The organism is Streptomyces sp. NPDC048211 (assembly GCF_043202315.1).
In the GTDB taxonomy this organism is placed as follows: Bacteria; Actinomycetota; Actinomycetes; order Streptomycetales; family Streptomycetaceae; genus Streptomyces.
In genome coordinates this window covers 16,635-30,197 of the sequence record NZ_JBIDAD010000032.1, presented here as the reverse complement: position 1 = coordinate 30,197, position 13,563 = coordinate 16,635, and the positions used below count along the sequence as shown (strand labels likewise).

13 protein-coding genes are annotated in these 13,563 nt (G+C 72.6%); 2 read left to right on the top strand and 11 right to left on the bottom strand.

Annotated features, from left to right (window positions below):
• Positions 1 to 139: 139 nt before the first annotated feature.
• The 10 genes from ACGFZA_RS41625 to ACGFZA_RS41580 form a co-directional block, all read right to left on the bottom strand.
• On the bottom strand, positions 140 to 988 hold the full coding sequence (locus ACGFZA_RS41625) for a pectate lyase (protein WP_385280936.1): 849 nt from the start codon (positions 986 to 988) through the stop codon (positions 140 to 142).
• Positions 989 to 1,119: 131 nt separating this feature from the next.
• Positions 1,120 to 1,839 (bottom strand): hypothetical protein, encoded by a 720-nt coding sequence (locus ACGFZA_RS41620; protein ID WP_393686226.1) that lies wholly within the window; start codon positions 1,837 to 1,839, stop codon positions 1,120 to 1,122.
• The gene (locus ACGFZA_RS41615; protein WP_385280877.1) at positions 1,836 to 2,411 is read right to left on the bottom strand and encodes a SigE family RNA polymerase sigma factor; all 576 of its coding nucleotides are present in this window, start codon (positions 2,409 to 2,411) and stop codon (positions 1,836 to 1,838) included. The genes ACGFZA_RS41620 and ACGFZA_RS41615 overlap by 4 nt, the downstream gene beginning before the upstream one ends.
• A gap of 236 nt (positions 2,412 to 2,647) precedes the next feature.
• Positions 2,648 to 4,099 (bottom strand): peptidoglycan D,D-transpeptidase FtsI family protein, encoded by a 1,452-nt coding sequence (locus ACGFZA_RS41610; RefSeq protein ID WP_385280874.1) that lies wholly within the window; start codon positions 4,097 to 4,099, stop codon positions 2,648 to 2,650.
• Positions 4,100 to 4,184: 85 nt separating this feature from the next.
• Positions 4,185 to 4,844 carry a response regulator gene (locus ACGFZA_RS41605; RefSeq protein ID WP_393686223.1) on the bottom strand — a complete coding sequence of 220 codons (660 nt, stop codon included), beginning with the start codon at positions 4,842 to 4,844 and terminating at the stop codon, positions 4,185 to 4,187.
• The gene (locus ACGFZA_RS41600) at positions 4,841 to 6,091 is read right to left on the bottom strand and encodes a sensor histidine kinase (RefSeq protein WP_393686221.1); all 1,251 of its coding nucleotides are present in this window, start codon (positions 6,089 to 6,091) and stop codon (positions 4,841 to 4,843) included. Before ACGFZA_RS41600 ends, ACGFZA_RS41605 begins: the two co-directional genes overlap by 4 nt.
• Entirely contained in the window at positions 6,088 to 7,110 is a 1,023-nt protein-coding gene (locus ACGFZA_RS41595) for a hypothetical protein (protein ID WP_393686219.1), read from the bottom strand. The genes ACGFZA_RS41600 and ACGFZA_RS41595 overlap by 4 nt, the downstream gene beginning before the upstream one ends.
• 92 nt (positions 7,111 to 7,202) lie before the next feature.
• Positions 7,203 to 8,468, bottom strand: coding sequence for a phosphatase PAP2 family protein (locus ACGFZA_RS41590; protein WP_393686231.1), 1,266 nt, complete (start codon positions 8,466 to 8,468; stop codon positions 7,203 to 7,205).
• A 651-nt stretch (positions 8,469 to 9,119) separates the two neighbouring features.
• Positions 9,120 to 9,596 carry a GNAT family N-acetyltransferase gene (locus ACGFZA_RS41585; protein ID WP_393686229.1) on the bottom strand — a complete coding sequence of 159 codons (477 nt, stop codon included), beginning with the start codon at positions 9,594 to 9,596 and terminating at the stop codon, positions 9,120 to 9,122.
• The gene (locus tag ACGFZA_RS41580; protein WP_219569419.1) at positions 9,596 to 10,366 is read right to left on the bottom strand and encodes an IclR family transcriptional regulator; all 771 of its coding nucleotides are present in this window, start codon (positions 10,364 to 10,366) and stop codon (positions 9,596 to 9,598) included. The genes ACGFZA_RS41585 and ACGFZA_RS41580 overlap by 1 nt, the downstream gene beginning before the upstream one ends.
• Positions 10,367 to 10,521: 155 nt before the next feature.
• On the opposite strand from ACGFZA_RS41580, the gene ACGFZA_RS41575 reads away from it, so the two are divergent.
• Together ACGFZA_RS41575 and ACGFZA_RS41570 are read left to right on the top strand one after the other, a co-directional pair.
• Positions 10,522 to 12,042 (top strand): aldehyde dehydrogenase (NADP(+)), encoded by a 1,521-nt coding sequence (locus ACGFZA_RS41575; protein ID WP_385280862.1) that lies wholly within the window; start codon positions 10,522 to 10,524, stop codon positions 12,040 to 12,042.
• The gene (locus ACGFZA_RS41570) at positions 12,039 to 12,650 is read left to right on the top strand and encodes a DUF1349 domain-containing protein (protein WP_385280859.1); all 612 of its coding nucleotides are present in this window, start codon (positions 12,039 to 12,041) and stop codon (positions 12,648 to 12,650) included. Before ACGFZA_RS41575 ends, ACGFZA_RS41570 begins: the two co-directional genes overlap by 4 nt.
• A 191-nt stretch (positions 12,651 to 12,841) precedes the next feature.
• Here ACGFZA_RS41570 and ACGFZA_RS41565 read toward each other — a convergent pair whose 3' ends face one another.
• Positions 12,842 to 13,417 carry a zinc-binding dehydrogenase gene (locus tag ACGFZA_RS41565; RefSeq protein WP_393686216.1) on the bottom strand — a complete coding sequence of 192 codons (576 nt, stop codon included), beginning with the start codon at positions 13,415 to 13,417 and terminating at the stop codon, positions 12,842 to 12,844.
• Between the last annotated feature and the right edge of the window lie 146 nt (positions 13,418 to 13,563).

The following is a 13,563-nucleotide window of genomic DNA, read 5'->3' as shown; positions in this document are numbered from 1 at the left end:
GCCCGCGTCGCCGCCCCCCCCCCCCCCCCGGCCGGCGTGTTTGGGGCCCTGCCCCCCGCCGGCGGGGGCGGGCCCCCCCCCCGGGGGGCCCCCCCGCGGGCCCGCCCGGGCGGGGCGCCCCTCACTGCCGCGCCGCTGCTCAGCTGTAGCTGATGTCCGAGCTGCTGTACTTGCAGTACGTGCCGTCGGGGCCGCTGCCCGTCTCCGTCGGCTCGTCACCGTCGTCGTTGCCCGTGTAGCGGACGCACGGCTTGATCTTCTTGCTGCTGTCGCCGTGGATCCGGACGGACTTCAGCGTCGCGGTGTCCCCGTAGTTGGTGTTGATCCCGACCAGGGCCTTGCCCGGCGCCGTCACATCGACATCGCTGACCGCGATCGTGCGCTTGTACTGCTTGGAGCAGTTGCCGCACGACCTGACGAGCTTGCCGAAGTCGGACACCTGGAAGCCGCTGATGGTCAGCGTGCCCGCGCCGTTGAACTGGAAGACCTTGTCCTCGGCCTTCCTGGCGCCGCCGCCGGTCACCTTGTACGTGGCGCCCGACGAGGTGCCCTTGAAGGACGCCGCGTCCTCGCCGACGTCCTCCCACCACACGTTCTGGATCGTGCAGCTGCCCTTGCAGTGAATGCCGTCGGCGGCCGGCGAGCCGACGACGACATTCTTCAGGACCGCCCCGTCGGCCAGTTCGAAGATCGGGTCCTGGCCCTCCTCCTGGCCGTCGCCGCCCAGGTCCCCGCTTCCGTAGAAGCGCTTCAGCCCGCCGTCGTACGTCCCCGAGACCTCGATGGTCGCGGAGACGGCCTGCGAACCCGAGGGGGTCGGCCACGCGGCCGCGGCGGCGGCGGTGGGGGCCGCCTCCGCCGACTGGACCAGGAGTCCTGTGGTGAGCGCGGCGCCGGTCAGCGCCAGCGCGGTGGTCGAAGCGGCGATCATGCGGCGGCGGCCGGCGCGCCGTGCGTGGCTGCCGTGCAGTGCGGCTCGTTTCTTCATGTCGGTGTCCCGTTCCTCGATGGTGGGGGGAGCGTTGCGCTCCTTGGTCGCCACCGCGGGGGACAAGGGTTGCCGGGTCGTGCCGTCTTCTTTCCGCCGGGGCCCGTGCCGGGCCGTGCCGGGTGCTCCGGTCAGTGATCCGGGCCGAAGTAGTCGCCCACCGAGGCCCGTTCGCCGGAGGCGCGGACCGCGTGCGCGGTCAGGTAGTCGCCCGCCGCGTCCCGGTCGCCCTCGGCGTGGTTGTACTGCCCCGCGAACGTGTGAGTACCGGCGGGGACGGTCCGGCCCGCCTTCAGCGCCCACCGGTAGACGAGATAGCCGCCGTCCTCCGTCGCCGACACGGTGAAGTCCTTCTCGGGCAACGAGCGCCAGGAGCCGGTGCTGTTCACCCCGCCGGTGAGCGCGATCCGCAGCTCCACGGTGAGGGCGGACAGCGGCTCGGCCGTCCGCAGCGTCACGTCGCTCTGTGCCCAGTACACGTTGGAGTGCGGATCGACGGCACCGTCCGTCCACAGAGGCCCGTCCTGCGTCCGCAACGCGCCGAGGGCCGCGGGCGGTGACACGGACGGGGTGGGGGCCGGTGTCCCCGGCGCGGCCACACGCTCCCCGGACGACCCGCCCTCACCGGCGGAGGTGACGGCGACCGCGCCGAACGCAAGCACGCCGCAGACCGCGGCCGTCGCACCCGCGACCCGCAGCCAGGGCGCCACCGCCCGCGGCGGGCGCGCCGGACGGGCCGGCGGGCGGCCTTCCGCCATGCCGCGCTCGACCCGGGCCAGCATCCGCTCCCGGTCGGGCCGGTGCGCATCGGCCGCCTCCCGCAGCCGCACGGACAGCTCCTCGTCCTTCACCGGTCTCCTCCGCTGGGCTGCGCCGCGACGGCCGCCTGCACCTGTGCGGCGGCGGACGTCTCCGGACCCAGCAGCCGCTGCAGTTCCGCGACGGCACGCGAGGTCTGGCTCTTCACCGTACCCACCGAGATCCCGAGCACCAGAGAGGTGTCCCGCTCCGAGAGGTCGAAGGCGTGCCGCAGCACCACGCAGGCACGCTTGCGGAACGGCAGCCTGCGCAGCGCACCCTGGACGTCGACGACCGCCGGCACATCCGGATCGTCGACCGCGTCCCCGCCGCCGCGCGGCGCCCAGAACAGCGCGATCCGGCGCCGCTCGCGCACCGCGCTGCGGATCCGGGTCCTCGCCATGTTGGCGACGACACCGCGCGCGTACGCCACCGGGTGGTCGGCGTTCCTGACCCGGTCCCAGCGGTGCCAGAGCGCCAGCAGGGCGTCGGCCGCCAGATCGTCGGCGGCATCGGCCTCACCGGTCAGCAGATGGGCCAGCCGGGCGAGTTCGGCGTAATGGGCCTCGAAGAACTCGTGGAACTCGGCGGCAGCGGCATCGGCATGGTCGATGGATGTGCCCACAGCTACCTCTCTCTGCGCTCGCGTTCCGGTGCCTGCGCGGGCCGGACTGTGTACGTTCCCAGCCGCTGCCCGCGGGGGGCGGCGGGGCGCGAGCGTACCAGCGCACCCCGGAAGCGCTTCGACGCGGGTGTGTCACCCAGTAAGGCGTAACCGAGCGAAAACCTGAAGGGTCCGGAACGCAAAAGAACGTCCCGGCACCCCTGGAGAGGGGTGCCGGGACGTGGAGCCGCTCCCGCCTACCGCTGGAGCGCGGCCTTCATCATCTTCCGGGCGATCGGGGCCGCGAGGCCGTTGCCGCTGACCTCCGACGCCGCCGAACCCGAGTCCTCCACGATCACGGCGACCGCGACCTCCCGGCCGCTGGAGTCGTCCTTCGCGTACGAGGTGAACCACGCGTACGGGGTGTTGCTGTTGCCCACGCCGTTCTCGGCCGTGCCCGTCTTGCCGCCCACCTCGGCCCCGTCGATCCGGGCGTTGGTGCCGGTGCCCTGCTCCACGACCGTCACCATCGCGCTGCGCAACTGCTCGGCCGTGGATGAGGAGACGATGCGCTTCGTGTCACCGTCCGCATAGTCCTGAAGCGTGCCGCCCTCGGAGTCCGTCACCTTGGAGACCATGTGCGGGGCGGCGAGCTCTCCGTCGTTGGCGAGGGCCGCGGAGACCATCGCGATCTGCAGCGGCGTCGCGGTGACCTCGAACTGGCCGATGCCGCTCAGCGCCGTCTGCGGCTTGTCCATCACGGACGGGTAGATGCTCTTCGAGGCCCGGACCGGCACATCGAGCTTCTCGTCGTTGAAGCCGAACTTCTCCGCCATCGCCCGCAGCTTGTCCTGGCCGAGATCGGCGGCGACCTTGCCGAAGACGTTGTTGCAGGAGTACTGGAGCGCCACGCGCAGTGTCGCGTTCTCGCAGGGGGCGGTGGCGCTCTCGTTCCTCAGGGGGGTGCTGGTACCGGGCAGCGTGTACGGGACGGGGCTCTTCGTGGGCTCGTCGACGGAGCTGTAGAGCCCGTTCTCCAGCGCGGCCGACGCCACCACCAGCTTGAACGTCGAACCCGGCGCCAGCGGCTGCCGCAGCGCGCGGTTGACCAGCGGCTTGTCCGGGTCGGCGAGCAGCTTCTGCCAGGCGTCGCCGTCCGTCGTCCCGCTGATGTCGGAGGGGTCGTAGGACGGGGAGGAGACCATCCCCAGGATCTGCCCGCTCTTCGGGTCGATCGCCACGGCCGCGCCCTTGTCGTCCCCGAGCGCTTCGTACGCCGCCTTCTGGACATCCGGGTCGATCGTGGTCACGACGTCGCCCGGCGCGCTCCGCTTGCCGGTCAGTGCGTCCAGCGGATTCTTCAGCCGGGTGTCGGTGCCGTCCAGCACCTCGCTGTAGATCCCTTCGAGCTGGGTGGTGCCGTAGGCCTGCGAGCTGTAGCCGGTGACGGCCGCGTAGAGGTCGCCCTCCTTGTAGGTGCGCTTGTACGCGAGATCGCTGCCCTCCGTCCTCTTCGATCCGGTGACCGGGGAGCCGGCCACGATGATGTCGCCGAGCGGCTGCGCGTACTGCGCGATGACGTTCCGCCGGTTGTGGTCGTTGTCTGCGAGCGCCCGTGCCTGGTACGCCTGCACCCAGGTCGCCCGCCCCAGCAGGGCGAGGACCAGCAGCAGGGAGAAGACCGAGGCGCGCCTGATCGTCTTGTTCATCCCGCTGGAGGGACGAGCGGGACGCCGCACTCCGTTCCCGGTTGTGCCGCTTCTCACCCATTCCTCATCAACGCCTGCGCCCGGGTCAGCCGGGCGTGATGAACCGCGACTCGTACGCCGCGATGACCGCCTGGGTACGGTCCCGGGTGCCGGTCTTCGCGAGGACGGCCGCCACATGGCTCTTCGCCGTCGCCGGTCCCACCCGCAGCCGGGCGGCGATCTCCGCGTTGGTCAGCCCGCCCGCCATCAGCCGCAGCACGTCCGCCTCCCGTTCGGTGAGCCTGGCGGCCCACGGCGGCGCGGCGGACGGCGGCCGGCTCCCGTACGCGGCCGCCAGGCTCCGTACCGCGGCGGGGAAGAGCAGCGAGTCGCTGCGGGCGACCAGCCGCACGGCCTGCACCAGGTCCTCGGCCGCCGCGCGCTTGAGCAGGAAGCCCGCAGCCCCGGCACGCAGCGCTTCGTACACATAGGAGTCGTGTTCGAAGGTGGTGACGACGACGACGCGGGGCGCGGGGTCGAGCGTGGCCAGGATCTGCTCCGTCGCGCGGATCCCGTCGATCTCCGGCATCCGCACATCCATCAGCACCACATCGGGGCGCAGCGCCCGCACCGCGGAGACGGCCTCCGCGCCCGTCGACGCCTCCCCGACGACCTCCAGGCCGGTCTCGGCGTCCAGGATGACCCGCAGGGCGGTGCGGACCATGCGTTCGTCGTCGGCGACGACGATCCGGACGGGTGTGTTCATCGCCGCTCCTGTGCGGGGGTGCGCAGGGGGAGGCGGGCCGTCAGCCGCCACCGGCCGTCGTGCGGTCCGGCCTCGGTACGGCCGCCGAGCAGCACGGCCCGTTCGGCGATGCCGCGCAGCCCCAGGCCGCCGCCGGGGCGCACCACCGCAGGCCGTACTGACAGCGGACTGTCCAGGACCATCTCCAGCTCCCCGGCGCGCACGGCGATCCGCAGCCGCACCGGCTCACCGTGACCGCCGTGCCGCAGCGCGTTGCTCAGCCCTTCCTGCACGATCCGGTACGCCTCGCGCGACACCACTGCGGGTACTCCGTCCGTCCCGCCGCCGGCGTACGCGACGGCCAGCCCGCAGTGTGCGAGCAGCCGGTCCAGCGCGTCGAGCCCCGGGCCGGACGGCGCGTCCGGGACCCCGTCGTCGTCCGTGCGCAGCAGTCCGAGAACGGTGTCGAGTTCGCCGACCGTGCGCCGGGTCGTCTCCTCGATGGCGGTCAGCGCGGCCCGCACGAACTCGGGATCGCTGTCGAGGACCCTGCGGGCCGCACCGGCCTGGAGGGTGACGGCGCTGAGCGCGTGGCCGACCGAGTCGTGCAGTTCCCGGGCGAGCCGGTTGCGGACCGCCAGCTCTGCCGCGCGGCGCTCGGCGGCGGCCAGGCGGTCGTCGGGGGTCGGGCCCAGCAGCACCGGCGCCCGGTTCGCCAGCAGTGCGCCGGCCGCCGCCGCGCAGCCGGCCAGGGCCACCAGCATTGCGATCCCGGCGAGGGGCGCCAGGGCGAGGACCCACGTCCGGTCCAGGGCCGAGGGCAGGTCCGGTACGGGGGCGTCCCGCACCGCCGCGAAGAACGGCAGCCCCATGACGCCCACGGCGAAGGGGACCAGCGACAGCGTCGTGCCGCTGACGACACCGCCGAGTCCCACGTGCAGGGTGAACCAGGCCGCCGAACGGATCCTGGCCTGCCGGGTCCTGGCGGGCCCGTCCGCGAGCGGCCGGTCGGGAGGCAGACCGCACAGAGCACGGGCGACGGCCACCGACAGCGGCCGGGCGAGGGGGAGGAGCGCGGTGAGCGCGGCCATCGGCAGGGCATAGGCGAACGCGGTCAGCTGGTTGGCCGGCGAGGTGAAGACATCGCCCTGCGGACGCTGGACGCCGACGATCACGGTGCCGACCAGGAAGTACGGCATCAGCAGGGCGCCGCCGATGATCAGGTGCAGCCAGCGTTGCCGGGCCCGCCGGCCGAGCAGCGGTGTCACGTGGAGGGGCCGGCCGGTTCGGCCGCTGCCGAGCGCTCGGTGAGGAAGTACGCGCCGAGCGTCATGACCAGTGTCCCGACCAGCATCTGGACAGCGTAGATCAACACCATGGCAGGGGTGGGCCGTTCGGCGATGTCGTCGGTACGGCTCAGCGAGGCGATGCTCATCCAGCCGCCCCAGCAGGCCATCACCCCGGAACCGCCCCAGGCCAGGCCGAGCGGCACGCGCAACGGCAGAGCGGACCGGCGGCGGAAGGCGAGGAGAAGGGTGCCGGTGACGGTGGCGGCCACGAAGAGGACGTAGACCGCTTCGAGGACGTAGAAGCCGCTGGTGCGGTCCGCGGCCCTGGCCTCGTTCAGCCCCGCGGCCGAGCCGGCGGCCCAGAGCAGATGCAGGATGCCGGGCACCAGGGCGATCAGCGAGGCGGCGACGGCGGCCGCTCGCAGCGCGGGAGCGGTGGGGCTGTCCGGCAGTTCACGGAGCGTGCCCTGCCAGAGGTGGCCCCAGCGGTCCGCGGCGTACAGCGCGAACAGGGTCCCGAGGGCCAGTCCCTGGAGGATGAAGCCTCCGTAGACGACGCCGAAGACCCACTCGCGCAGGAAGGGGCGGCCCGCGTCGGCCTTGTTGACGGTGTTCCCGCCCAGGGCCCGGACCAGCAGCTGGAGCGGATAGCCGGTCATGACCGGCAGCAGCAGGCCGGTCGCCACCCACATCGGCAGGGCGAGCAGCCAGGCGGGTACCCGCCGGCCCCGGGCCTGGGTGAGCAGCAGGGCGATGGCCACGACCGCGCTGTCCATCAGGACCGACGCACCGTTCGCGACCGCCATCGTGGTGCGGTGGTCGAGAAGCGTGCTGCCGGCCGGAATCCCGAGGTGACTCCCCGAGATCCAGGCGATCTTGATGACGATGTAGGGCAGGCAGGAAACGATCGCGACGGCACGCAGCGCGGTACGGAGACGGCCGGTGGCCGGTGCGGCGGCTTCCGGTGCGGTGGTGGGTGCGAGAGGTGTCCGGGTCATGGCACCCACGCTGCCGCGCCCCGGGTCCGGGCACGTCCTGCCTGGCGACGATCCGTCTCCGCCGTCCGGCGGAGACGGATCGTCGCGGCGGCTCAGACCAGTTCGGGCTGAAGCTCCGGCCGGCGTACCGCCGGTGCGGGCTCGGGGTCCCACTGCCGGGTGGTCCGCACATAGGCATAGATCACCGAGGCCGTGGCGAGAACGAGCAGGGGACCGAAGACCCACGGATACGAGGCCATCGGCGTCGACAGATAGCGGGAGGCCACCAGGATCGCGGTGAACACCGTCGCGCCGTAGGCGACCAGCCGGGTTCCGGAGCGGTCCCAGCCGCGTTCGAGCGAGCGCAGGGCCGTCTCGATCGTGAGGGTGAAGATCACACCGGTGATGATGTCGATGCCGTAGTGGTAGCCGAAGCCCAGTGTCGCGGCGAGCGTGGCGACGAGCCAGAACGCACCCGCGTACCGCAGGAACCGGGGGCCCTTGCGGGAGTGGATGAAGATCGTGGTGGCCCACGCGGTGTGCAGGCTGGGCATGCAGTTGCGCGGGGTGAAGTCGTCGAACGGCATGTGCTGCGGGCCGCTGGCCGGCGGCATCGTGTCGGGCCACAGGTTGGCCACGGCCCAGTGCCCGCCGTCGGTGCCGTAGGCGAAGACCGGTCCCACGACCGGGAAGATCATGTAGATGGCCGGACCGAGGAGGCCGATGACGAGGAAGGTGCGGACCAGGTGGTGGGGCGGGAAACGGCGCTCGACCGCCACCTTGCGCAGCTGGTACACCGCGACGACGACCGCGGCCACCGCGAGCTGGGTGTAGACGGAGTTGAGGAAGACCTCGCCGAACGAGCCGGTGGACCTGACCAGTCGGCCCACCAGCCACGAGGGGTTGCCCAGCGCGTGGTCGGCGGTCGCCACGTACTGGTCGAGCACCAGCGGGCGGGTCTTCGAGGTGATGAGCAACCAGGTGTCGCCGGTCTTGCGGCCGGTCACCAGCAGCAGGCCGAGCCCCACACCCTTCAGCAGCAGAAGGCGTTCCCGGCCGGTACGGCGGGTGACGGCGATGACCGCGCACCCCAGGATCACCCACAGTGCGCCGTTGCCGAACGGGTGGCCGTGGGTCACCGGAGCGTCGGCCACCCATCGCACCAGCAGGAAGAGGAGGTCGATACCGATCGCGGTCCCGATCGCGATGAACCGCTGCCGCCAGGTGAGGACCACCATCATCAGGCCCATGCTGCCGTACAGCAGGAATCCCGAGGCGGGGGCGACGATCACCTCTCGCGCCTGGCTGGCGATCGGCCCCGGCAGACCGTAGTGACGCGCGGTGATCTCCAGAGCGACGAGGAACCCGAGGCCCACCACCGCTACCGCGGCATAGAGCGCCGTGCGCGGGCGGCGTCCGGTGCCGGGTGCATTTCCGTTGGTTATTCGCGAAAACACCCGCGATGCTATAGGTATCAAGAGTTTGGCCGATTTGTTAGATATGGGCGGAGTCGGTCATGTTGTGGGCACTTGTCGTGCCGGGCAGCACGGTTCGCCGGTGAGGGTGGACGGTGAAGTAAATCGTCATGAATTCGAGCATGTTATCGGAGTGGTGTTCGAAACCTCGATGCTCATGGCGGATCGCACGGCAGGCCGCCGCACAGGACGGGGCGGTGTTTCCGTCCGGGCAGAGCCCGGTGGGCGGTTCTCGCTCGCGCCGGGCCCGCGCCGCGGGTCTCGCCCGGGGCGGTCGCCTCAGCCGGGCCCGCGCGAGGCCCGGGTCTCACGGCGGGCCGGTCGTCTCGACCGCTCTCGCTCGGGCTGGTCCTCGGCCGGTCTTGAGCGGGCTGGTCCTCGGCCGGTCTTGAGCGGGCTGGTCCTCGGCCGGTCTTGAGCGGGCTGGTCCTCGGCCGGTCTTACTCGGTCAAGCCTGCTCGGTGAGGCCTGCTGGGTCAGGCCTGCTGGGTCAGGCCTGCTCGGCCCGGCTCGCTCGGGGCGGAGCTCAGGCGCGGGGGGTTTCGCCGGGGTGTTTCACCCGGGCAGGGTAAACAGCAGCTCCGCCGTCTCCTCGCCGCGCGCGTGGGCGTAGCCGTGGTCCTCGCCCGTCACGAGGAACCCGCACTTCTCCAGCACGCGCCGCGATCCCGTGTTGTCGGCCGCGGCCCGTGCGTACAAAGGGCGTTCGGGTACGACGTCGAGCAGCGCCCTCAGGGCGGCGGTCGCCACGCCGCGGCCCCAGCGCGCCCGGTCGATCCAGTACGTGACCTGCCGTTCGCCCGGCGCCCCGTACACCCCGGCGCTGCCGACGACCGCACCGTCGGCCAGAACCGTGCGCATCACGACGGACGGGTCAGCGAGCACGCGCGTCCAGTGCGCGTCGAACGCGTGCCGGTCGGCCGGGTCCTCACTGGTGAAGGCGGCCGCGCGGACCGACTCCGGGTCGGACATCCAGACGAAGAACAACGGCAGGTCGGCGTCCCGGACCGGGCGCAGCGAGACGTCCACGATCAGAGCCTGCGGGTCGCGAGGGTCAGCCGGTCCCGCGCGTCGAACAGCGCGTCCTTCACCATCTGCTCGTGCGCAGGCGTGAGGCGGGCGACCGGAACCGAGCAGCTGATGGCGTCGCGGGCCGGAGTGCGGTACGGCACCGCGACGCCGAAGCAGCGCAGCCCCAGCGTGTTCTCCTCGCGGTCCACCGCGTAGCCCTGCTCGCGGATCAGGTGCAGCTCCTCGATGAGCTTCTCCCGGTCGGTCAGGGTGTGCTCGGTCAGCGCGGGCAGCGTCTCGGGCAGCATCTTGCGCACCTGCTCGTCGCTGTGGGTGGCCAGCAGCGCCTTGCCGAGCGAGGTCGAGTGCGCGGGCAGCCGGCGGCCGACGCGGGTGAAGGGGCGCAGGTAGTGCTGGGACTGGCGGGTGGCCAGGTACACCACGTTCGTCCCGTCGAGACGGGCGAGGTGGATGGTCTCCGTGGTGTCGTCGGAGAGCCGGTCCAGGGTGGGGCGGGCCGCCGCCACCACCTCGTCGCCGTCGATGTACGAGGTGCCGACCAGCAGCGCCCGTACACCGATTCCGTACCGCGTCCCCGTCGCGTCCGTCTCCACCCAGCCCAGCTCGACCAGGGTGCGCAGCAGCATGTAGAGGCTCGACTTGGGGTATCCGACCGCTTCCTGCACCGCGGCGAGCGAGTGCATGCCCGGCCGCCCGGCGAAGTACTCCAGCAGCTCCACCGTCCGTACCGCGGACTTGACCTGTGCCCCACCAGACTCGGCAACCGACATCGCCCTACGCCCCTTCCAGCCCACTTACGAAACCCTGCGACTTCTTGCCAACACCGAACGCCCGGAAATAGAGTCGCTTCATATTCACGATCAGGAACTCTGTTCAGAATACCGAACAACTTCTGATGTGTGGCAGTGGAGCGGAAGGAAACACGGTGGCAGCAGCACCAGTCTGGAGCGTCGACCCCCGCACCGGGAACCCGCGTGAGCAGGTTGCGGTGGAGGCTACAGCGGAGGAGGTCGACCGCGTGGTGCGGGCCGCTCACGCCGTACGCGCCTCCCTCGCCGACCGTGCGGTGCGCGCCGCGTTCCTGCGCACCGCGGCCGATCTGCTCGCCGAGGCGGGGGAGCACGTCATTGAGGCCGCCGACGCCGAGACGGCGCTCGGCCCGGCCCGGCTGACCGGTGAACTCGCCCGCACCGCGGCCCAGCTGCGTGCCTTCGCGGAGGTCGTCGACGAGGGCGCGTACCTCGACATCCACATCGACCACGAGGACGCCACCCGCACCCCGCCGTGGCCCGACCTGCGCCGCTACAAGATCCCGCTCGGCGTCGTCGCCGTCTACGCGGCCAGCAACTTCCCGCTCGCCTTCTCCGTGCCCGGCGGCGACACCGCCAGCGCCCTCGCGGCCGGCTGCCCGGTCGTGGTCAAGGCGCACCCCGACCACCCCGCGACCTCCGAACTGTGCGCCTCCATCCTGCGCCGGGCCGCGGCGCGGCACGGGCTGCCCGAGGACGTCGTCACCGTCGTGCACGGCTTCGAGGCGGGCGTCGAGCTGGTCAAGCACCCGCTCGTCAGCGCCGCCGGCTTCACCGGCTCCGTCCGCGGCGGCCGCGCCCTCTTCGATGCGGCGGCCGCGCGGCCGGCCCCCATCCCCTTCCACGGCGAGCTCGGCTCCCTCAACCCCGTCGTCATCACCGAGGCGGCCGCCGCCGAGCGCGGCGAGCAGATCGGCGCGGGGCTCGCGGGCTCGATGACCATGGGCGCGGGCCAGTTCTGCACCAAGCCCGGCTTCGTCCTGGCCCCGGCGGGGGAGAGCGGCGACCGGCTGTTGAAGTCCCTCACCGAAGCGGTCAGCGACACCGAGGCCGGAGTCCTGCTCGACCACCGCATGCGCGACGCCTTCCTCGCGGGAGTGAGCGAACGGACCGCACTCCCGGACGTGGAGGCCCCGGTCACCCCCGGCGCGGGCGGCGAACACACCGTCGCGGCAGGCTTCCTGACCGTACCGGCGCAGCTCCTCGCCACCGAGGGCCCGCACGACGCGCTCCTGGAGGAGTGCTTCGGCCCCGTCACCGTCGTCGCCCGCTACACCTCCGAGGACGAGATCACCGCGGTCCTGTCCCGGCTGCCCGGCAACCTGACGGCCACGCTCCAGATCGCCACCGAGGAGGCCGACGGCAGCGCCGCCGGACTCCTGGCTGCGCTCACCCCGCTCGCCGGACGCGTCCTGGTCAACGGCTGGCCGACCGGCGTCGCCGTCGCCCCCGCCCAGCATCACGGCGGCCCCTACCCGGCCACCACCTCCACCTCCACCTCGGTCGGTGCCACCGCGATCGAGCGCTGGCTGCGCCCGGTCAGCTACCAGACCACCCCCGAGGCGCTGCTCCCGCCGGAGCTGCGCGAGGACAACCCGCTGGGCCTGCCCCGCCGCGTGAACGGACGACCCGCATGACCCTGCGCCTTCCCGAACTGCCCTTCGGCCTGGAGCCGTTCGGCCCCGCCACGGGCTGGAACTACGAGGACGGCGTCCTCACCGGCAGCGCGGGTGCCCGGCAGGACCGCTTCGTCCCGCCGGGCGGCGCCGCCCTCGACACCGAGAGCGACGCGCCCCGGCTGCTGGGAACCGCCCCGGAAGGCGACTTCCAGCTCATCGCCCGGGTGCGGGCCGGCTTCGCCGCCGCCTTCGACGCGGGGGTCCTCTACCTCCACGTCGGCGACCGGGAGTGGGCCAAGATCTGCCTGGAGCTGTCCCCGGACCGCCCCACCATCTGTACGGTCGTCACCCGCGGCTACTCCGACGACGTCAACTCCTTCGTCGTGGACGGCGACACCTACTGGCTGCGCCTGAGCCGCACCGGCAACGCCTACGCCTGCCACGCCTCGCCCGACGGTGAGAAGTGGACCTTCGTCCGCGTCTTCGCCCTGGGCGGTCCGGAACAGGCCGCCACCGCGTCCATCGGCTTCCTGGCCCAGTCGCCCACGGGCGACGGCTGCGAGGTCTCCTTCGACCGGATCGAGTTCCGGCCGACGGGGATCGCGGACCTGCGCGACGGCAGCTGAGCGAACCTCCCCCCGCCCCCGGTACCGCCCCCGGCGACCGGGGGCGGCGGCGTCGGAACCGCCCTGCCCACGCCGCCCCCGGTACCGCCACCCGGCGGCCGGGGGCGGCGGCGTCGGCACCACCCCCGGGGGTCCCGGCGCGCTGGTGCCCACGGCCTCGTCGCCGGACCCGGCGCACCACCGCCCGCCCGTCAGTGCCGGACCTTCACCACGATCTTCCCGGTGTGCGCGTGGGACTCCATGAGCCGGTGCGCGTCCGCCATCCGCTCCAGACCGTCGAACGTCGCCCCCACCACGGGGGCCAGCGCACCGCTGCGGAGGCCGGATCCGATGAAGTGGGCCGCCCGGCGGCGGGCGGCCGGATCGGCCGTCAGAGCGAGGTTGTTGTAACCGATCACGGTCAGGGGCCAGTTCGCCGGCAGCACGGCCGGCCGGCCGTCCAGCCATCCGTACACGATCAGCCTCCCGTCGTGCGTCGCCGCCTCACCCAGCGTGGCGAGCCCCGGTCCGCCGATCGCGTCGAAGATCACCTCGGCGCCCTTGCCGTCGGTGATGCGCCGGACCTCCTTCACCACGTCCTCGTCGTCCGTGGTGATGACGTGGGCGGCCCCCGCGTCGAGCAGGTGCCGTTTCTTCGCGGCGGTGCGGGTGGTGGCGACCGGGATCGCCCCGATCCGCCCGGCCACCTGAAGGGCCGCCGTGCCGACCCCGCTCGACGCCCCGGTGATCACCACATGGTCGCCGGGACGCAGCCCGCCCTTCTCCACCAGGGCGCCGTAGGCGGTGGAGTACTGGCAGCCACCTGATGCTGCGGCTCGTGCTGCCGGCCGCTGACCGCCCCTAGGGCGGCCCGCCCTAGCGGCCGGCCCGGCGCATCCGTGCGCATGAGCGCAGGCCCACCGGCGCTGGGACC